We start from the raw sequence: 20019 nt of genomic DNA on the forward strand, positions 1-20019 counted from the left end.
AGTATTCAAGCTGTTTTCTAACATGATTACCTTGCTTATTTTGCTTCGCTTGCCAATAATTGGTCTGCGTAGATTTTTTCCAATTTTTCTTGAAGAGCTGCTTTGATTTTTTCAGCATATTCTTCAAAGTGTTCTTCTTTGTTCATGTATGGTGTCATTACGCTGGCACGCAATACAGTTACTTTTCCGGCACGGTTCCATTCTTCATCTGAGAATCCTAGTTGGTTCACAAATTGTAATGGGCTGTTGCCATAGTCTGGGATAGCAAAGTCAGTATGTGAAGTTAAGAACTCATTACCGTAAATGCTTCCTTTCACGTATGAAGAATAATCATATACGTCATGGTTCAATTTATTCATTGCAACTAAGTCATCGTTGCCTTTTTCTTTGAATACATAGTCTACCATATTGAAATCTGGATAAGTTAATGGATGAACTTCGATTTCTTTGTCTCCTACTTTAAATGACAAGTCATTCAAGAAGTTGTAGAAACGATGTGCACCTTCGATTGATGCACCCATTAATTTACCATATCCTGTGACATTCAAAGGTAAGACATGGTGTGCTGCCCAAACGCTGGCTGCTGTTGCCCCTGCTTTTGAACCTTCCAAGATATAAGCCCCAAGTAATGCTGGGATATCTGCGCCTTTTTCAAATACATATGTCGCAAAGTAAGAGATAACGTCTCTCATGCGGATATCTTTGATGACGATACCACCGGCAGAATATGGAACATAGCCCATTTTATGTGGGTCGATCGTTACAGATTCTGCTTCTTCGATTGCTTTATATGCACTGTGTACTTCTTCTAAGATATAATCTTTGTTTTCTGTAAAGACATTGTATTTGTAATGAACATCTTTTAAATCTTCAAATGGAATGAAGTTGTTGTCTTCGTCTAAGAAAATCGCACGGCCGTATCCGCCATAAGCAGCATCTACGTGTAAGTAGAAGTAAATACCGTCTTTTTCTAATACGCGACGCAATGCAACGATTTTATCGATACCGTCGATTGCTCCTTCTTCTGTTGATCCTACAACACCGACTACACCTAGGATTGGTGTTTTTTCAGCTGCTAGACCACGAACGATTTTTTCAAGTTCGTTGATGTCCATGCGATAGTTGTGGTCAACTGGCACTGGAATCACTTGGTCTAAACCGATACCGATGATGTCGGCAGCTTTTAGCCATGAATAGTGTTTAGTTTGTGGAACCAACCATTTTCCTAATTTTTCTAAATGTTTTCCGCTACGTGCTGAGTGAGCTTTGATTTCGTCGATTTTTTCTGGGACGCTGTCTAACAGATTCATGATTTCTTCTGTTGACAAGTTCATTAATTCCCAATCGCTTTTTCCAGCAACTAGTTCAGGTGTCACTTCTTTCATTGCAAGCGGCAATGATTTGATGTTGCGGGCATACCAAAGTCCTTCTAAGTTTGCTAAAGAACCATCAGCAACGATGTGGCCCCAGCCATCTTTATAGCTCATTAATTTTGCAAATTCCATTCCTACTTCTTCTTCCATTTGGCTTGTTGCAGGAGAAGATTCATAGGCAACGTTATTACCATTCCATAGCATAGCAAAATTGTACGCTAGTAAAGATGGCATCAATGTTTCAGAGTTCATATGACCCCAGTAACGTCCGGCATTATGCCAAGGAACGGAATGGGTACGCATCCGCGCTGAAATTTCTGATAGAACATCCTTTGTTTTATTCACAGTGTGTTCAAAACTAGCACTGCTTTTTTCTTCTGGCGTAATAATAGGCATGTCTTGAGGCATGTAGTTTTGACGCCAGCCTAAATGTTCATCCACCAATTCATTCAACAAAGCTTTATAGATTTGGCCGTTCTCAGCTTTGTCCCCAATGAATAGGGCATTTAGGTTTAGATCTTTCGACAATGATTCACTCATAGTGAAACCCTCCTAAAAAAATATTTAAATTTTGTCGAGCCCTACATTACACCTGTTCTTCTATTCTGTAAACTAAGTTTTGGCCTGCTTTTTAATCATATTTTAATATGTATCAATTATCCGAATTGTTCACACTTTTGAAATAATTAAAAAAAACGAGGGAATTTACAAATGTAAACTCCCTCGCAAAGATTGTATTAACGACAACCAGCGTTCTATTTTAGGATGGGTTTCAAAATTGGAATGTTGTAATAGTATTTCCCTTTTTCAAGGCAAAAACTTACTAAATTCTAATCAATTACTTTGGCCAAAAAGTAATTTTTCTTACCTTTTCGAATAACCACAAACTTACCATCGAATTCATCTGATGGATTTATGACAAAATTTAAATCGGTAACGCGGTCACCGTTAATACTTATAGCTCCGTTTGAAACATCTTCACGTGCCTGACGTTTAGATGGTTCAATTTTTGTGGAAACAAGTAGTTCCACGATATTTTCAGGTGTGCTTGAAATTTCAACGTTCGGCATTTTACCGAATCCTTGCGCGATTTCTTCCGCATTTAGTTCTTTAATATTTCCAGAGAACAATGCTTGCGTTATTTTTTGCGCTTCTTTCAAGTCTTCTTCACTATGCACAAATCTTGTAACTTCTTCTGCCAAACGGCGTTGTGCTTCACGTTTCTCAGGTTCTGTCTCTACTTTTTTTGCTAATTCTTCGATTTCTTCTTGAGACAAGAAAGTAAAGAATTTCAAGTATTTCACTACATCACGATCATCTTGATTCAACCAGAATTGGTAGAACTCAAATGGTGAAGTTTTCTTCGGATCAAGCCAAACGGCACCGCCTGCAGTTTTTCCGAATTTCGTTCCGTCAGCCTTCAGCATCAATGGGATCGTTAAACCGAACGCTTCTGCTTCTGGTCCTTCTAATTTTCGGATTAGGTCTAATCCAGCTGTGATATTTCCCCATTGGTCTGCTCCACCGATTTGCAATTGCACATCGTATGTTTTATGCAGATGCAAAAAGTCGATAGATTGCAGGATTTGGTAAGTAAACTCTGTAAATGAGATTCCTACTTCCAAACGGCTGGCAACGATATCTTTTGCTAACATCGTGTTGATGTTGAAGTTTTTACCGTAGTCTCTCAAAAATTCAAGTAAAGAGATTTTTGACAACCAGTCGTAGTTGTTCACAAATGTGATATTTGCATCTTTACCAAACAATTTTCTCATTTGATTGGAAAGTGCGTCCACGTTATGTTGCACTTGTTCCATCGTTTGCAACACACGTTCTGTTTTGCGGCCGCTTGGGTCGCCTATCGTTCCTGTTCCGCCGCCAATCAGAATATATGGATGATGGCCTGCCAATTGGAATCTTTTCATCATCATAAATGGAATCAAATGTCCGATATGCATCGAATCACCAGTTGGATCAACGCCGCAATAAAGTGAAATGCTCTTTTCTTCAACGAGCTCGCGAAGTCTTTCTTCGTTTGTTTGCTGATTAATGGCGTCGCGCCAAGTTAATTCATCAATAATATTCATTTTACTGACCTCCGTGTAGTTTTTTTATGAAAGCAGGAACCTGCTAGCATGTGTAATTAAATATTTCTTCAGGATAGGATAGGAAATAAAAAAAAGTCCCTTGGCATATAAGCCAAGGGACGAAATCTCGCGGTACCACCCAATTTGTATGTCTAGATATCCAACATACCTCTCGAACATTTAACGCTGTCGCGTGGCAATCACTGCCAAAGACTCCTGAAATGTAATTCGCTTTAAAGCATGTACTGGTTTGCAGCAACCACCAGCTTTCTGAAACATTGGCTTTAACAACTACTTCGTTTCGATCTTCGTCTTGTTATTATTAATATGTGTCTATCATAGAGCGCAACTTTTTCTTTGTCAACAGAAAAAGGATATTTTTTTTAAATTCCTCATTTTTTCTTTTTTGAATCCGCTCTAATTCCGAACATTTTATTTTCAATTATTGTTAAAAGAAATAACTTTTTCTGTATTTTTTCTGCAATTTATCGAGAAGTCACTTTACTTTGCCTCTTATTCTTTCTTCGTTACAATAAGGAATGGGACAAGTAAAAAAATGAAAAAGCAAGGGACGAGGTATATGGAAAAAAAGCAAAAAATTATTTTAGGAGCCACTTCTGCTTTAACTATCGTTATTTTAATTTTAAGTTTGTTTTTTGTCATCCGATCATCTACAAAAAAAGAACCAATCATTCCTGAAAAAAAAATAACAGAAAAAGCAAAAGAACCGACAGATGATAAACAACAACTAGTTACTCAAGCAAAAAATCTGGCTCAAAGCTACGATTATGACCAAGCGATTGCGTTATTGGAAAAAGATAGTAAGAACGGATCTACTGAAACACAACAGCTTCTTCAAACACTAAAAAAGGAGAAAGAACAACTGATCGACTGGTCTGATCCTACTCAGATCTCTCATGTCTTTTTCCACAGCTTGATCGTGGACCCGCAAAAAGCCTTCCACTCTCAACAGGCACAAGGATACAAAGATTATATGGTGACTGTTGAAGAATTCAACCGTTCGATCGAACAACTTTATCAAAATGATTTTGTTTTAGTTAATTTGAATGATTTGATCAAAAAAGATGCAAAAGGAAATATTTCCTTTAACGGACTTGCTCTACCTGAAGGAAAAAAACCATTGGTTCTTTCACAAGATGATGTCAGCTATTATGAATATATGGATAATTCCGGTTTTCCTAGCAGATTGGTCGTATCAAATAACAATGAAATCAAAAATGTCTATAAAGAGAAAGATAAAGAAGAAATCGGTGACTTTGACATGGTTCCTCTGATCGATGCCTTTGTCAAGAAACATCCTGATTTTTCTTATCGAGGCGCAAAAGGTACCTTGGCCTTGACAGGTTACAACGGAGTTTTAGGTTATCGAACATCAAAATCTCAATATGGAGACAATGAAAAAACAAAAAAAGAGATTAAAGAAGCTAAAAAAGTGGCGGAACAGTTGAAGAAAGACGGCTGGAGCTTTGCTTCCCATACATGGGGTCACTTGAATATGACTCAAGCTTCACTAGAAGATGTAAAAAAAGACAATGAATTGTGGCAGCAAGAAGTTGCACCTATCCTAGGAAAAACAAATATTCTGATTTATCCATTTGGTGCAGACATCAGCGACTGGCAGCCTTATTCCGCAGAAAATCAAAAATTTGCTTACTTGAAGAGTCAAGGTTTCGATATTTTCTGTAATGTCGATGCTTCTACACCAGCTTGGGGACAATTAGGTACCGATTTCTATCGAAATGCTCGGATCAATATCGATGGCATTCGTTTTCAATCTGATTTAGACGGAAAAAATCCTATTCTTGATCAATTCATCAATGTCCATGATGTCTATGACAAAGAAGCACGCGAATCTGCTTGATTTTACGTCATTTATGAACCAAAAAAGCCGAACTGACATTTTATCGTCAGTTTCGGCTTTTTTATGCTTTATTTCTTCTTCGGTGCGATTCCCTTGATCAGGACTTCTGTCCATTCTGCTGTATATGGAAGCAGTTTTGCGTATATCTCCGGCTTAGAAATTCCTTCTACCATTGCTTGAAAATAGAGGATCAAGAACTCATCCGAATATTTCAAATCCACTTTTCCTTCTTTCCGCCCTCGATGGAAAAGATCAAGCATGATACTGAAACTTTCTTGCGTATACGCATCCATCGCGTCAGAAAATTCTTTTTTTTCTTTTTTTGTATAGTATGTCATCAAATCGATATAAAATTGTTTGTTTACTCGATTGAGATAACGGATTTTTTTTTCACTCATGGCAATCAGTGCTTCTTCAAATGGAAGATTTTCCGCAATCAACGCTTTCGCTTCTTGCCCTAAATCATTCATAAATGCAAAAAATACTTCATAAATCAGCCCTTCCTTGCTACCAAAATATTTAAAAATCGTCGCTTTACTTACCTGAGCGTTCTCAGCTACCTTATCCATTGTCACTCCAGCGGTTCCTATATCTGTGTTCATCAAGTCAAAAGCTGCTTGTAAAATCTCTTTCTTTTTCTCTCGTGCTCTCTTTTCAAAACCGTTCATTTGTAGAGCCTCCCGTAATTTTAAACTTTTATAATATATATAGTTCAAATTTATTCTGAGGTTTATTATAACTATCTATTGAGAAAGTATCAAGCTAGCAATTCCTTGTTTATGAATTCATTGACAGAAATTTATAAAAAGAATATTATGTACTAAAATAATAAAAAAAGTTTTACAAAAAGGTATAAAACTATTTTATTAAACTATTTCATCTTTTTTAGTATATATCTTCAGAAAAAGGAGTGGGGTTTTTATGGCAGAAATCGTCAAAGTCACACATTTGAAAAAGAGCTTTGGACGTTTCGAAGCTTTAAAAGACGTCTCTTTCACCGTACATTCAGGTGAAGTCGTTGGATTTATCGGACCAAATGGTTCTGGAAAATCCACGACGATTCGGACACTTTTAGGGATTATAAAAAAAGACGGCGGAACGGCAACGATTTTTGGGCAAGATGTATGGGAAGATAGTTTATCTATCCATGAACGCCTTTCTTATGTTCCAGGCGATATCTCTTTGTGGGGAAATTTGACTGGAGGAGCGATCATCGATCTCTTCATGAAGCTTCACGGAAAAGGGAACGCTCAAAAAAAGGATGAACTGATTCAACGTTTCTCTCTTGATCCTAAGAAAAAAGCAAAAAACTATTCAAAAGGAAATCGCCAAAAAGTGGGCTTGATTGCTGCTTTGGCCGTTGATTCGGATCTCTATTTATTCGATGAGCCTACTTCTGGTTTAGATCCTTTGATGGAAACGATTTTCCAAGAAGAAGTTGAAAAATTGAAAGAACAGGGCAAATCCATCCTGCTTTCTTCTCATATTCTCAGTGAAGTCGAGCGACTAGCGGATAAAGTCGTGATCATACGCGAAGGAACAGTCGTAGAAGAAGGAACACTCGATGAATTGCGTCATTTGACTCGTTCGACCATCACTATAGAAACAGAAGCAGAGAATAGTCACTTAGCACAATTGAACGGTGTCCATGACTTTGTGCAAAAAGGTCACCTCGCTCAATTTGCTGCTGATAACGAAGCTTTCGATGTGATTTTAGCTGAAGCGTCCAAATTAGGTGTGAAAAAATTTGAATCTATTCCACCGACTCTTGAGGATTTATTCATGAGACATTATGAAGGATGAGGAGGAAGCGAAATGACTGATAAATTTTCACGCTGGTCCACCCTTTTTTCTCAAAACCTTAGCCGTGACTGGAAAAAGATCCTGATATGGCTAGTCGGAGTCACTGCTTTTTCTGGTGGTTTTGTCCCTGCGTTTGAAGAATTGACTTCCGGACAAGGATTAGCTGGATTATACGAAACCTTGCAAAACCCGGCAATGATTGCAATGGTCGGTCCAACGCCAGCTTCAAATGCTGCTGAGTATACTTTAGGAGCGATGTATGCAAATGAAATGTTGCTTTTTTGCAGTTTGTTTGCTGCTGTGATCTCTGTTTTACACGTGGTGAGCCAAACGAGAAAAAAAGAAGAACTTGGTCTGATTGAACTTATTCGTTCCTTTCGAGTCGGACGTCAAGCAAACTCTTTAGCTGTCATTGCTGAAAGCATTCTGATCAATTTGCTTTTAGCAATATCGATCAGCTGTACGATGTTTTTTTTCCAAGCAGATTCGATCACTGCAGAAGGTGCATGGCTTTTTGGACTATCTGTAGGTAGTATGGGGATTTTTGGGAGTGCCGTTGCACTGTTTGCTGCACAACTGATGCCAAGTTCAGCCAGTTCGAATGGTCTGTCTCTAGCATTTTTAGGTGGACTTTACCTTCTACGAGCAATAACAGATGTAGCTGATTCTTCCCTTTCGATGTGGAATCCTTTAGGCTGGTCTTATTTGACCTATCCATTTACAACTAACAACTGGATTCCTTTGCTTTATTTGTTTTTGTTCAGTCTAATCTTGATAATCAGTTCATTTGTTTTAGAGGAACATCGAGATTTGAACACCGGCTATATCCCCGAACGCGAAGGAAAACCGTATGCTAAACGTTCACTTTTATCCTTGCGTGGCTTATTATTCTATCTAAATAAAGGGATGACGATCAGTTGGCTTATCACTTTTGGTTTGATGGGGGCGGCATACGGCTCTATCTACGGGAATATGCAACAGTTTTTAGAAAGTAACGACTTAATGAAACAGATGTTTATCCAATCTGGTGTCTCAATTGAAAAAAACTTTACAAGCACGATCATGGTCGTCTTGATTTGCCTAGCTGCTATTTTGCCGATTGCTAGCATCAATCGTTTATTTACAGAAGAAACCCACGAACGTATGAATCAGCTGTTCGCAACAAAAATTTCTAGGAATCAACTTTATTGGACCAATATGTTACTAGCTATTCTATTTGCTATATTGGCAATCCTGATTAGTTCTGGTGCACTAGGGCTTTCTGCTTTGGCTTCGATGAAGGATGCGAAAGATATGGATCTATTGCTGTTTCTTAAAGCCGGGTTCAATTTCCTGCCTGCCGTTTTAGTGTTTATCGGAATTAGTAGCTTTCTATTCGGATGGCTTCCTCGAATGGGTAAATTTTCTTATATCTACTTAGCTTACTCCTTTGCGCTCAATTACTTTGGCGGGATTTTGGATTTACCAGAATGGTTCTCCAAAACAGCGGTCCCTAGCTGGGTACCACGGATGCCAAACGATTCTTTCGATCTTTCCGTATTCCTTACGTTATCATGTATCAGCCTTGCACTGTTCGTTCTTGGTTCTATTGGTTATAGGCGAAGAGACTTACTAGAAGGATAATAAAAAAGCATGTACAATTTCATGCTAGCCTCCAAATCTGGGTCAAAAATCCAACATTTGGAGGTCATTTTTTTATTTACAAGTCTTCTAACTGCTCTTTATCAATGATCCAGACTTCTCGATTTTTTCTTTTTACATAACCATTCCCCTCTAATAATTTAAATTTTCTAGATAAAGTTTCGGGGGTCGTACCGATGAATGCAGCAAGTTCTTTCATTTTCATTGGCAGGAAAAAGTGATCCTTCCCTGTCACTTTAGCTAAATCAAGAAGATAGACAGCGACTCGTTCTTCTACTTTTTCCATCATCAAAAAAGTTGTCTGCTGCTGTACTTTTGTTAATTTCTCAGCGTTGATTGCTAAAAGTCTCAGACTAAGGGCGGGATAATGCAGTAAGAGTTCCGAGAAATCTTTTTGTCTCAACACGCAAATTTCCGTTTTTTCTAGTGCTTCGCCAAATAAAGACTTATTTGGAACGCCTAGCAACTGGCTCTCTCCCTCATATCCGCCCGGCTCTACTACTCGTAAAAGCTGTTCCTTTCCGCTAGCAGATAATTGATACACTTTCATACTGCCTGAAGCTACGATCACTAATTGAGGTTCTCCATTCGGCGCAAGAATCTGTTCTCCTTTTTCCACATAGTGATGTTTGACAAGTGCGTGTACTTTTTCTTGATCTTGCTGTACTAAGTGATTGAACAAAGGAACAAATGAAACACATAAATGATCATGACTCATAATCTCTCCTCCTTCTAAACAGCTATTTCTAATAAAGAAACATAACTTCCCTTATTTCAACTGATAATTTTCTTTTATCATAGCATAAACGTCAAGCGAACCAGATACCAGCAAATAGAGTGGATTTCTTTTTGTCACTTGCTTTATTTTCCTTCTTTTGAGACCTTAAGTAATTGATTCCTATCAATTTTTTAAATATTTACTTTTTGAATAATCAAAAACAAACCTTCACTCGCAAGCCGAGAGTAAGGTTTGTTTTTCGCATTGCTTATTTCGTGTTGTCTATTGAAATTTTTCCGCACCTAGCTTTTGATATAGTGATGCTAGTTCTTGTAAGGTTTCAGCGGTTACTTGCTCGATATGTTCAATTTCTTGCGGATAGAAGAATAGTTTACCCATTTGAAAGGTTCGGTCTCTCATCGCTTTTTTCAACTCTTCCTGTTTCTTTGTATCGGACAAATAGTCAGACAAAGCTAAGTGGTCGTCAAGTTCATGTTCTGGTTGCGGCCATATGTAATAATCCTTGATATCAACTGTTTTGCTCCACTCTTTCAGTATCGCAAGCAACTGGTTATACTCTGCAATGCTACCATATCGTTCTTCGCTTTTATAATTTTGGTACATCAAATAGATTTGGTATTGTTTTTGATTCAACAAAACTGCTAGACAGGCATTCTCGTCTTGACGAGATTCGCTTCGGTACGCGCTCCAAAAATGACTGCGTAAATTCCAGCCATTCGTCCAGCTTTCGATTTTAGGTTTGCTCATGCCGTACGTATCAGGCAAAAGTGCAGCTGTCTGGAGCTGGATCTCTTTCCATTTTTGCCAGTTTTCTTTATATTCTTTCTTGATTTTGTTCGATCTTATCTGTTGGATGGCTCTCTTTGAGCTGTTTGAATGCGTAGATTGGTCGATTAAACAACTGATAATCTGATTTTTCAAGTTCCATTGTTTCGCCTCTTTCCGTTATCTTTTGTATTCTACCTGAATTTTGCGATATGGACAAATAGAGGTTGTGAAAAAGCTGTTCTGCATCAAGTCATAAGAACAGCCAAACAAGAAACTGCGATGAGCATCACCGCAGCTTTATTGAACTTAAGATTGATTGATAACATCTAAAAGCGTTGAAAATAAAATGGCACTAGAAGCTGCTCCTGGGTCGATATGCCCGATTGCACGCTCTCCTAGATAGGAAGCACGTCCTTTTTTAGCTACCAGGTCTTTTGTATGTTCTTTTGCTTGGTCAATGATTTCTTTTGTTAAATTTCCTGCCTTCAATGCCTCTGTGACTGGCAGCCAAACATCTAACATCGTTTTATCGTCAGCTTCTGCCTTTCCTCGGCTTTGAATACCAGCTGTGCCCTGTTCGATTACTTCTCCTAATTTTTCTTGAGAATCGATAGAATCGACCTCTTTTGTCGCTTTCATCATGTTCATGAATGCAGATCCGTATAGTGGACCGGAAGCACCACCGACTTTCGATATCATCGCCATAGAAAATACTTTGAATGTATCGCTGATTGTTTCAGGATGATCGGCTTGAAAAGCTTCTTCATAAGCTGAAACTCCTCTTCCCATGTTATTTCCGTGGTCTCCATCGCCAATCGGGGTATCTAGATCACTGAGATATTGTTTGTTCTGATTGATTGCCTCTGCCAATTGCGCGAGCCACTCTTGGATTTCTTGAACGGTTAGCTTCATATTATCACCCTTTTATCTTGAGATTTTTTACCATGAAATCGTCTGTACATTGCTTTCTAAAGAATCTTTCCATTGTGTTTCCGTCAAGTCGATCAGTGTCAGAGAAAGACCTTGCATGTCTAGTGAAGTCATGAAATTACCGACTTTTCGGAAAACTACATTGACGCTTCTTTCTTCCAACAAAGCTAAAACATCATTCATGAACACGAACTGTTCCATCAAAGGCGTCCCGCCCATTCCGTTGACTAGTACACCTGCTTCTTTTGGCAAATTCGAGTAATCATCTAAAATCTTAGTAACAAGTTCCTTTGCCAGTACTTTAGAAGGTTGCATCTTTTCTCGACGATAGCCTGGCTCACCATGGATACCAACACCGTACTCGATCTCATCTTCTCCTAGCTCGAATCCAGGTTTCCCTACTTCTGGTACGGTTGCTGCTCGAAGCGCTACACCAATCGTCTTAGTTGCCTGTACGACCTTTTCTCCCAATTCTTTTAACTCTGCTAGGGAAGCACCGTTTCTTGCTGCATCTCCCACGATTTTGTGTACAAGGACAGTACCTGCGACTCCACGTTTTCCGGCAGTATACGTACTATTTTCAACGGCGATATCATCATCTACGATCACACTTTCTACTTCAATATCGTCCATAGCAGCTAGTTCCTTTGCCATATCGAAGTTCAATGCATCCCCTGTATAATTCTTAACGATCAGTAAAACTCCTTTTCCACTATCCGCTTCCTTGATAGCCGTTTGAATCTGATCTGGAGTTGGCGAAGTAAACACATCACCAAGCACCGCTGCACTTAACATCCCTTCCCCTACAAACCCGGCATGGGATGGTTCATGTCCGCTTCCTCCACCAGAAACCAAACCAACTTGTTCCGCTTTCTGATTCTTGGCTACAACACGGGAAGATTCTACACGATGAACAAGTTCTGGATAGCTTTTTACTAATCCTTCCAGCATTTCTTCGACAATATTGCTTGGATCATTCATGATTTTTTTCAATTTATTCCCATCCTTTCTTTCCTGCATTTTGTGCTTCTGTTAAGATTTGCTGAGTATCATCTGTTATACCGGCAGTGATGGCTGCTGCAAAAGCTCCTTCCACTAAAGGCGCATCCACCAGATGATAATGTTGCTGCTGTTCTTCTTCCAACATGTCTTTTGCCAGTTCCGAGTTCAATACCGCGCTGCCGATATCCGCAAAAACAAAATAACTAGCTGCATCGCTTGATTCATTGACTGCTTCTACGATTTTCATCGGGTCTGATCCGATCTCGCCATTTATTCCGCCGAGAGAAAAAATTTGCACCTCTTCGGATTTTTGCATCTGCTCAATCATTTCTTTAATACCATCTGTTACTTTTTGACTATGAGAAATAAGCAAAATACTTTTTTTCACAAGAATCTTCCTTTCTTTTACATAGTTGCTAACGATTGGTTCCGCTTTCATTGATGAACAATTCAAGTATATAATAAATTTCTAATTTTGGGAAAATATGTGTTGCGTATCTTGAACTTTGTTATACTTTCATTAAAGAGAGGAGTGATCGAATGATTACAACAACCACGAATAGTGTGGAAGGAAAAACCGTAGTAGCTTATAAAGGAATCGTTTTTGGTGAAGTTATTACTGGGATCAATGTATTGAAAGATTTTGGGGCTGGTTTGCGAAACGTCTTTGGCGGCCGTTCAAAAAGTTATGAAAATGAACTAATGGGCGCAAGAGAAGAAGCCCTTGCGGAAATGGCCGAACGTGCAAAAGCATTAGGAGCTGATGCAATCATTGGCGTAAAAATGGACTATGAAGTATTAGGCAGCGACAATGGCATGCTGATGGTCACATGTAGTGGAACAGCTGTCTCCACGAGATAAGTAGGGGACATCTGTTTTAATAACTAAAGAGAGATGGGACATGTAGTGGCACTCAAGAATTAGATTTTTCAGTCTAACTTCGAGGTACTCTACCTTCCCATCCTCTCTTTTTTATTTCTTTTTGCGGATGATTCCGTAAGCTGCTGCGACTAATACACCCGCCCCTGCTAAGGAATAACTGACAGAAGCTGTTTTTTCATTTGTTTTTGGCAAAGTCTGACTTGTTGATTTGGATGGCTCTGTCGTTTGCTGAACGGTTTCTGTCGGGCTTCCAGAGGCCACTGATTTTTCTCCTGCCGAATGCAAAATATCTTTTATGCGTTGGAAACTAGCTGCTAAGTCTGCTTTTTTTGCTTCAAAATCATTAGCAACTGTTTGTGCTTCGCTGATCTTTCCATGGATTGCTTGACTGGCCGCTGTGATATCCGCTTGAGTTTGACTTAGCTTTCCAGAAGCTGTTTGAGCAACCTGATCTAATTGTTGATTGAATTCTTTGGCTTGCTGGATCTTCCCGTCAAGATCTGTTTGGACAGCTTCCGCTTTTGCTTTCGCTTCGGCAAGCTTTTTCTCAAGTTGTGCACGGTCATTTCCCACTTTATTTTTAAGATCAGCTAAATCTTGATCGATTGCTGCTTGGTCTTCTTTCAATTTGTTTTTTGCAGCTTCTAATGCTTCTTCGAGTTCTTTTCTTTTATTTTCCAAGTCTTGCAAATGATCGATTTGGTCAGAAGAGGTAGAACTATTTATTGATGTATCTTCTGAAGATGAAATCGTTTCTCCTGAATTATCTATCGGTACATTGGAAGTCGTTTCTGTTTCCGAGGCACCGTTTTCAGCATCAGAAGAGCTTATAGTTGTTGAAGGTTCTGTTTGAGCAGGTTCAGAAGTTTCCGCAAAAGCTGTCTGTCCCAATAAGAAAATACTGGAAACAGCAATTGGCCAGATTAACGGCTTCATTCTTTTTTTCATCACTTTTCCCATCCTTACTACTTTTAACTAATTCCTTATTATAAGCAAAAACAACTGGAAGAACCATAAACACAACAGGCTATTTGTCTAAAAACGTTGCATCTTTTATTTTTTTGTACGTTCCGGGCTTTTCCATGTCCCGCTTCCATAACCTAAAATCGTTTTGACTGCTGGAATGAAAGTCGTCACGATCGTTATCGCGTTCACTATCCAGAACAAAAGCATATATAGTGGTGCGAAAAGAAGGTATTTCAATTTTCTTCGTCGATCATCTACAATCAGCGAAGCTAGCAACTGGAAAAATCCTGCGACCATTTCAAAGCAGATGAACACAAAACTGAATGTAAAAGTAATATAAATCTGTTCGTAGTTTCCTTGATATACATAATGCCCGATTAATCCAGCAAAAAGAACTACGGAAATACAAAAGAATATTGACCAGACAATACTCAATGTTTGATCAATGAAGATGATCGTTCTTCCAATATGTTTAAAAGGATGGAGCATCACTTTTTTGAAATTCGTCAGCCAGACTTCTGTTCCACCTTTTGCCCAACGTTTTCTTTGTCGATATAGCATCTTCAACGTCACAGGTACTTCCATGAAAAAGATGATCCCAGGAGCAAATACAGATACCCAATCATTTAACTGATGATCCCAAGCAATACTGATGTCTTCTGTCGCTCGATCTTGTCTGAATCCGCCCACATCGATCAAGGCTTCTTTTCGATACATCGTATTTGCTCCACTGTAAGCATAAAGACCACCGAAAACAGCTGACTGTGTTCGTTTGATGATACCCACGATACTTGAGAATTCAACCGTTTGAGATTTTGCAATCAATTTGGTACGATTTTGGACATCCATATTTGCAGTGACCGCAGCAATATGTCTTGCACCAGGGCGAATGAAATAATTCACATACCTAATCAGTGCATCTGGCTCCGGTACCGTGTCTGCATCATTGCTTAAAATCAATTTCCCTTTTGCAAAGGCAAGTCCGATATTAAACGCGTGGGCTTTTCCTTTATTTTTTTCGATCCGAACCACACGAAGATTAGCGTATTTTTTCATCAGTCTAGCTAATATTTCTGGTGTTTGGTCCGTTGAACCATCGTCTGTCACTAATACCTCATAGTTGTGATAATTCAATTTCGTCATCAAATACTCGATTGTATCTTCGATCACAATTTCTTCATTATGGGCTGGCACCATGATCGTGATGAACGGTTCGACACTCAAGGGAACATCTACCCATTCTTTTTGCTTATGTTTGTATAAAAACACATAACATCAGACACCAATAAACCATACAAATCCGCCTAAAATCGGATAAGAAACGAGAAAAAAATACATAATAGACAAACAAGTATCTAAGAATAAATTACCTGTATGGGTGATTGAGATCATTTCAGTTCCACCCCATTTTCTTTATACAAATCTGCAATGAATGTCGTATCTAGATTTTGCTCCGCGGAGACAGAATAAAAACGGACCGTTTCTCTCTCTTCTTTTGTTCCGAAACGTTCCGTATACATTTCTTCAAGTAATTCTTGTCTTTTTTCCAATTCTTCATCTTCATATTCAAAAGATTCATTTACTTTTTTGTATAGATTTCGATTGTTCCACCTAGTCAATACAAATGAGGTAATCAGGAAACTGAAAAAAATCAATACAAAAAAGCCGATTAAGAAATACAGCATTTTCTTTTCTGATAAAAAAGCGTACAAGGAAAAATCCTTGGCTCTTTCTGGTCTCGTTAATGGGAAAAACACCCATATAAAAGGAAGAACAACGATCATCCATCCTAAAAGAGCCACTAACGTTTGCCAAATCTTTAACCAGTAATTACCTTTTGAAAAATACTTATCTTTCACCAAAATTGATGCAACTTCTTCTCTTGTTACTTTTTTCATATCCTCACCTCACGTTTTTTTGTTACGACGTAGGAGTTTACCATACATTTCATTTCTTTTCACATAAAGTGTTCCTAAATTTTTCCTAAGAAAAAGAACAAAACATTTCTCATCAGCAAATGAAAAATATTTTGTTCTTTTTATCAGTTGTTCTTTTTATTTTTTATCTCTTAATTATGTTGCTCTTTCCAATACGACAATGCTTTTCATTCCTCTAGATATCGCCGTGTACATTTGTCTGCGTCTTCTTTGCTCATCTCCATTGTTTTCAAATGGATATAAGATTACATGATCAAATTCCAGTCCTTTTGCTAGACTCAAAGGGATGATTTGGCAGTTTTCTAATCCATATGAACTTTTTTTAATCGATTCTTGTAGCGTTTGAGCTTCTTTTTCTGACTTGGTGATAACTGCCGCTTTTTCTCCTTTTAGAGAAACCAAAATCTCAGCTAGTATTTTCAACAATTCTTCAGAGGATCGAAAAGAGCGGTATTCGGGTTCTTTTCCTTGCGGTCGGATCGATACGATGTCGATCTTCTCTTGATCCACAGCATAGGCTTTGAAAAACTCTGTGATTGCTCCGCTAGAACGGTAACTATTTCTAAGATCATACCGATGGATCGGCAGATGATAGTCGTCGAAGCTACTCATAATATCAGCAAAAGTAGTTGCAGAATTAAAAATTGCCTGATTCTCGTCACCTACTAAAGTAAAGTGAGTTTTTGGAAATAATTCAATCAATAAACCTAATTGTGCCAGGGTATAATCTTGTACTTCATCAATCAATAGATAGCGAAATGCTGGTACATTTACCTTTTCAACAAGTAAATGACGAATAGCTAATAAAATGACTGCTTCATCAACAGTACGTGTGGGTTGCCAAATATAGGCTGAGCCATATCGTTTTTCATAAATTCTTTCAAACAACTGGTGCTCATCCACCCATGCCATTTCTTCGATTCGTCTGGTTATTTTTCGATATTTTTTTTGTAAAAGTTTCCTTGCATAAGCTGCAATACTTTGTTCCGAATCATCAGAAATCAATTTACCGAATAATTCCAACTGCCTATCTTCTGTCAACGAGAGTACCTGATTCTGCACAGCAGGACTTTTTGCTTGTTTAAAAAGATGATTTTTCCATTCGCTCATCAGTGCCTTTTTCGTTGCTTGAAGTCTATGGATCAATTTAGGCTGAGCAGAAACTTTCTCATATATTTTTTCGATCGTTTTTTTAGAAAGAACTGTTTTTCCATTTTTAGTAAGTCCACGGATAAAATTCGGATGATCTAAAAACAAAGGATCTGATTGTTTTAGATTATCGATAAACTTTTTGCTACGCAAACGTTCTGTCTGCTCCGATACATTTTTTCCCGTGATACGTTTGAAATAAGCCTCTTCACCTTCTATTTCCTCTGCTGAAAGCTGTGAAACCAGCTGCAAGATGGTTAGATTCAGTGGATTTCTTTCGCCTAGTGATGGTAGGACATTCGAAATATAGTCGATGAACCGATGATTAGGTGATAGAATCAGCAAGTCATCAGATGTCATCGTATCTCGATATAAATAGAGCAGATACGCAATACGCTGCATGATAGCAGAGGTTTTACCACTTCCTGCTACGCCATTTACCAAGATATTTTGACTTTTCACATCCCGAATGATTGTGTTTTGTTCCGATTGGATCGTAGCAGTGATAGCCTTCATTTCATTGGTCTCATCTTGACCTAACACTTCTAATAACACATCGTCTTGGATAGCTACAGACGTATCAAAAAACTTGACCAAACGATCTCTTTCCAAAATAAATTGTCGTCTTTCTTTGATAACCGTATCGATTTTATTTTGACGAACCGTATAAGAAGATGGGCCAATCATGTTATTGTAAAAAAGTTCGGCAATTGGCGATCGCCAATCATAAACAAGATTCTCATCTGCATCATCTGTGAAATTTGCTGTACCAATATAAAAGGATTCTTGTGGCTCATTATCTAGAAAATCTACAACGACTTTTCCAAAGTAGGGACTTTTCAACAAACGTTCGATCTTTGCCAGCTGATTTTCTGCGTTTTTCTGTTTGATATTCATCTGATCGATTTCTCTATTTTTCATTTCAATCATCGAAAAAGTATCCAAATTATCTAAATAACTGTCAAAATTCAATCGAAGATCGCCAGCCATTTCTTTCAGCGACTGGTTTCCTTCTATTTTTGCCATATCCATCGATTCCCGAAGTTCGTTTCTTTTATCGATTAGCTTTTGATACACGTTCTTCAAATATGCTTCTTCTAACTGCCTTTGTGTGTTGACCATACACATTCTCCTCTTTTTTTAAAGTGGTGGAACCGATCAGTCTACCTCTTTTAAGAGTCGAATGCAAGCTTTTTAACGAGTATCATTTGTTAGGATATATCAGTTCTTCTGGTCGGACAGTTTGATATAAAGAAAATGCACCATCAAGGTTTTTTACGTGGTAGCCAGACTGCTTCAAGATTCTTTCCGCTAGATAGCTACGTAGTCCACTATGACAGCTGACGATATATTCTTGCTGGCTGTCTAATTCATCTAATCGGTCTCGAAGTTCATTCAAAGGGATATGTTTAGCTTCCTTGAATTTGCCCTTTTCCAATTCTTCTGCTGTTCGCACATCTAATAAAATTTTTCCTTTTGCTAATTCTGTCGGCAATTCATGCCATTGTACGGTTTCACTAAGCCCTTCTGCAATATTCATTGCTGCATATCCTAGCATGTTTACTGGATCTTTAGCTGAGCCAAATGGCGGTGCATACGTCAATTCTAACTCCGGTAAATCGAAGATCGTCAAATGTCCTTTGATCGCTGTTGCTAAAATATCAATCCGTTTATCCACACCTTTTGCCCCAACACCTTGTGCACCATAAATCTCACCAGTCTTTGGATGAAAGATCAGCTTCAGTAAAATATCTGTTGCTTCTGGATAATAGCTTGCATGATCTTTTCCTGATACATGAATGACTTCAAAAGACAGTTCGCTTTCTTTGGCTGTTCTTTCACTTAAACCGGTGGATGCAGCGGTCATTCCAAATGTTCGGATAATTGCCGTTCCGATACTGCCTTGATTTCTTCGAGAAATTCCGGCAATCGTGTCCGCAACTTGTCTACCTTGACGATTGGCTGGTGAAGCAAGAGAAATAAGTACATCTTTTCCAGTGATTTGCTGTTTTACAACGATAGCATCCCCCACCGCATAAATATCAGGAATATTCGTTTGATATCGTTCGTCTACTAGGATACCCCCGCGTATACCTAATTCGATTCCAGCGGACACTGCTAACTGGTTATCAGGACGAACACCAATGGATAAAATAACTAAATCAGCAGGGATGGTACGCTCGTCATCCAGTCGCAACCGTTTCCCGTGTTCTTCAAATCCAGCGACAGCATGAGAAGTAATCACTTCTACTCCTTGATGAGACAATTCTTTTTCTATAAAAGCTGCCATTTCTTCATCCAGTGTCGGAAGAATATGCGGTGCTTGTTCGATCACCGTGACTTCTAAACCTCTTTTTTTCAGGTTTTCAGCCATTTCCAATCCGATGAATCCTGCACCAATGATCACAGCACGTTTTGGCTGTTTTTCTAATGCATTCATCACTTTATCGATATCTGGTACATTTCTAATAGAAAAAACATTGTCGGCTTCTGTTATCCCTGGAATCGATGGAACAACTGGTTTTGCACCAGGAGATAAAACCAATGCATCGTACTGTTCAATGTGTTTTTGACCCTCATGTACGACTTCTACCGTTTTGTTTTCGGGAAAGATGGCTGTCACTTCATGATTTGGACGCACATCTAAACAAAAACGAGCGGATAATGATTCTGGCGTTTGGACAAGAAGATTTTCCCGTTCACTGATTTCTCCCGAAAGATAATAAGGCAAGCCGCAATTTGCAAAAGAAACATACGGTCCTTTTTCAAAAACAACGATTTCTGCATCTTCCATTAATCGGCGAAGCCGTGTAGCAGCAGACATTCCACCCGCTACACCTCCGACAATCACGATTTTCAT

15 protein-coding genes, 2 pseudogenes and 1 other annotated feature are annotated in these 20019 nt (G+C 38.6%); of the genes and pseudogenes, 4 read left to right on the forward strand and 13 right to left on the reverse strand.

What is annotated here, in order from left to right:
* Positions 1-35 precede the first annotated feature (35 nt).
* Positions 36-1913 carry a tyrosine decarboxylase gene (gene tdc, locus OS138_RS08075; protein ID WP_002286400.1) on the reverse strand — a complete coding sequence of 626 codons (1878 nt, stop codon included), beginning with the start codon at positions 1911-1913 and terminating at the stop codon, positions 36-38.
* 290 nt (positions 1914-2203) lie between these two features.
* Positions 2204-3460, reverse strand: coding sequence for a tyrosine--tRNA ligase (tyrS, locus tag OS138_RS08080; protein ID WP_002315946.1), 1257 nt, complete (start codon positions 3458-3460; stop codon positions 2204-2206).
* Positions 3461-3572: 112 nt separating this feature from the next.
* Positions 3573-3778 (reverse strand) — a binding site (T-box leader).
* A gap of 262 nt (positions 3779-4040) precedes the next feature.
* Between tyrS and OS138_RS08085 the strand changes: the two genes are divergently transcribed.
* Complete coding sequence (locus OS138_RS08085) at positions 4041-5342, forward strand: polysaccharide deacetylase family protein (protein WP_113941830.1); 1302 nt, start codon at positions 4041-4043, stop codon at positions 5340-5342.
* 68 nt (positions 5343-5410) lie between these two features.
* Here the strand turns inward: OS138_RS08085 and OS138_RS08090 are convergent, their stop codons facing one another.
* Positions 5411-6010 (reverse strand): TetR/AcrR family transcriptional regulator, encoded by a 600-nt coding sequence (locus tag OS138_RS08090; protein ID WP_113941829.1) that lies wholly within the window; start codon positions 6008-6010, stop codon positions 5411-5413.
* 253 nt (positions 6011-6263) lie between these two features.
* Here OS138_RS08090 and OS138_RS08095 point away from each other — a divergent pair, with 253 nt between their 5' ends.
* Positions 6264-7145 carry an ABC transporter ATP-binding protein gene (locus OS138_RS08095; protein WP_002307912.1) on the forward strand — a complete coding sequence of 294 codons (882 nt, stop codon included), beginning with the start codon at positions 6264-6266 and terminating at the stop codon, positions 7143-7145.
* Between the two features lie 12 nt (positions 7146-7157).
* Entirely contained in the window at positions 7158-8768 is a 1611-nt protein-coding gene (locus OS138_RS08100; protein ID WP_325069972.1) for an ABC transporter permease, read from the forward strand.
* Positions 8769-8844: 76 nt separating this feature from the next.
* On the opposite strand, the gene OS138_RS08105 is transcribed toward OS138_RS08100, so the two are convergent.
* The 5 genes and pseudogenes from OS138_RS08105 to dhaM all read right to left on the reverse strand — a co-directional run bounded on the left by OS138_RS08105 (position 8845) and on the right by dhaM (position 12613).
* A complete protein-coding gene (locus tag OS138_RS08105) occupies positions 8845-9504 on the reverse strand; it encodes a Crp/Fnr family transcriptional regulator (RefSeq protein WP_113941827.1) in 660 nt (219 codons plus the stop codon).
* Positions 9505-9786: 282 nt separating this feature from the next.
* Positions 9787-10453, reverse strand: a pseudogene (locus OS138_RS08110) (glucose-6-phosphate 1-dehydrogenase family protein).
* 146 nt (positions 10454-10599) lie between these two features.
* Positions 10600-11205, reverse strand: coding sequence for a dihydroxyacetone kinase subunit DhaL (dhaL, locus tag OS138_RS08115; protein ID WP_113941825.1), 606 nt, complete (start codon positions 11203-11205; stop codon positions 10600-10602).
* Positions 11206-11232: 27 nt separating this feature from the next.
* The gene (dhaK, locus tag OS138_RS08120; RefSeq protein WP_325069973.1) at positions 11233-12243 is read right to left on the reverse strand and encodes a dihydroxyacetone kinase subunit DhaK; all 1011 of its coding nucleotides are present in this window, start codon (positions 12241-12243) and stop codon (positions 11233-11235) included.
* A complete protein-coding gene (gene dhaM, locus OS138_RS08125; protein ID WP_113941824.1) occupies positions 12218-12613 on the reverse strand; it encodes a dihydroxyacetone kinase phosphoryl donor subunit DhaM in 396 nt (131 codons plus the stop codon). The genes dhaK and dhaM overlap by 26 nt, the downstream gene beginning before the upstream one ends.
* 152 nt (positions 12614-12765) lie before the next feature.
* Between dhaM and OS138_RS08130 the strand changes: the two genes are divergently transcribed.
* A complete protein-coding gene (locus OS138_RS08130) occupies positions 12766-13086 on the forward strand; it encodes a putative heavy metal-binding protein (protein WP_002292575.1) in 321 nt (106 codons plus the stop codon).
* A gap of 111 nt (positions 13087-13197) precedes the next feature.
* Here the strand turns inward: OS138_RS08130 and OS138_RS08135 are convergent, their stop codons facing one another.
* The 5 genes and pseudogenes from OS138_RS08135 to OS138_RS08155 form a co-directional block, all read right to left on the reverse strand.
* Positions 13198-14055 carry an LPXTG cell wall anchor domain-containing protein gene (locus OS138_RS08135; protein WP_240186456.1) on the reverse strand — a complete coding sequence of 286 codons (858 nt, stop codon included), beginning with the start codon at positions 14053-14055 and terminating at the stop codon, positions 13198-13200.
* Positions 14056-14160: 105 nt separating this feature from the next.
* Positions 14161-15465 (reverse strand): annotated as a pseudogene (locus OS138_RS08140) (glycosyltransferase family 2 protein).
* The gene (locus tag OS138_RS08145; RefSeq protein ID WP_086324441.1) at positions 15462-15971 is read right to left on the reverse strand and encodes a hypothetical protein; all 510 of its coding nucleotides are present in this window, start codon (positions 15969-15971) and stop codon (positions 15462-15464) included. Before OS138_RS08145 ends, OS138_RS08140 begins: the two are co-directional and overlap by 4 nt.
* Positions 15972-16145: 174 nt before the next feature.
* Positions 16146-18281, reverse strand: coding sequence for a HelD family protein (locus tag OS138_RS08150; protein WP_252704519.1), 2136 nt, complete (start codon positions 18279-18281; stop codon positions 16146-16148).
* Between the two features lie 82 nt (positions 18282-18363).
* Complete coding sequence (locus OS138_RS08155) at positions 18364-20019, reverse strand: FAD-dependent oxidoreductase (RefSeq protein ID WP_231415497.1); 1656 nt, start codon at positions 20017-20019, stop codon at positions 18364-18366.

This window comes from Enterococcus sp. E5-37, assembly GCF_035726925.1.
GTDB lineage: Bacteria > Bacillota > Bacilli > Lactobacillales > Enterococcaceae > Enterococcus_B > Enterococcus_B faecium.

What these genes read in the sequence shown, in the direction of transcription:
- OS138_RS08090 (WP_113941829.1), bottom strand. Translation starts at nt 6,010, where the DNA reads ATGAACGGTTTTGAAAAGAGAGCACGAGAGAAAAAGAAAGAGATTTTA.
- OS138_RS08135 (WP_240186456.1), bottom strand. Translation starts at nt 14,055, where the DNA reads ATGAAAAAAAGAATGAAGCCGTTAATCTGGCCAATTGCTGTTTCCAGT.
- OS138_RS08145 (WP_086324441.1), bottom strand. Translation starts at nt 15,971, where the DNA reads ATGAAAAAAGTAACAAGAGAAGAAGTTGCATCAATTTTGGTGAAAGAT.
- tyrS (WP_002315946.1), bottom strand. Translation starts at nt 3,460, where the DNA reads ATGAATATTATTGATGAATTAACTTGGCGCGACGCCATTAATCAGCAA.
- OS138_RS08095 (WP_002307912.1), top strand. Translation starts at nt 6,264, where the DNA reads ATGGCAGAAATCGTCAAAGTCACACATTTGAAAAAGAGCTTTGGACGT.
- dhaK (WP_325069973.1), bottom strand. Translation starts at nt 12,243, where the DNA reads ATGCAGGAAAGAAAGGATGGGAATAAATTGAAAAAAATCATGAATGAT.
- OS138_RS08105 (WP_113941827.1), bottom strand. Translation starts at nt 9,504, where the DNA reads ATGAGTCATGATCATTTATGTGTTTCATTTGTTCCTTTGTTCAATCAC.
- dhaL (WP_113941825.1), bottom strand. Translation starts at nt 11,205, where the DNA reads ATGAAGCTAACCGTTCAAGAAATCCAAGAGTGGCTCGCGCAATTGGCA.
- OS138_RS08100 (WP_325069972.1), top strand. Translation starts at nt 7,158, where the DNA reads ATGACTGATAAATTTTCACGCTGGTCCACCCTTTTTTCTCAAAACCTT.
- OS138_RS08130 (WP_002292575.1), top strand. Translation starts at nt 12,766, where the DNA reads ATGATTACAACAACCACGAATAGTGTGGAAGGAAAAACCGTAGTAGCT.
- OS138_RS08155 (WP_231415497.1), bottom strand. Translation starts at nt 20,019, where the DNA reads ATGAAAATCGTGATTGTCGGAGGTGTAGCGGGTGGAATGTCTGCTGCT.
- OS138_RS08085 (WP_113941830.1), top strand. Translation starts at nt 4,041, where the DNA reads ATGGAAAAAAAGCAAAAAATTATTTTAGGAGCCACTTCTGCTTTAACT.
- OS138_RS08150 (WP_252704519.1), bottom strand. Translation starts at nt 18,281, where the DNA reads ATGGTCAACACACAAAGGCAGTTAGAAGAAGCATATTTGAAGAACGTG.
- tdc (WP_002286400.1), bottom strand. Translation starts at nt 1,913, where the DNA reads ATGAGTGAATCATTGTCGAAAGATCTAAACCTAAATGCCCTATTCATT.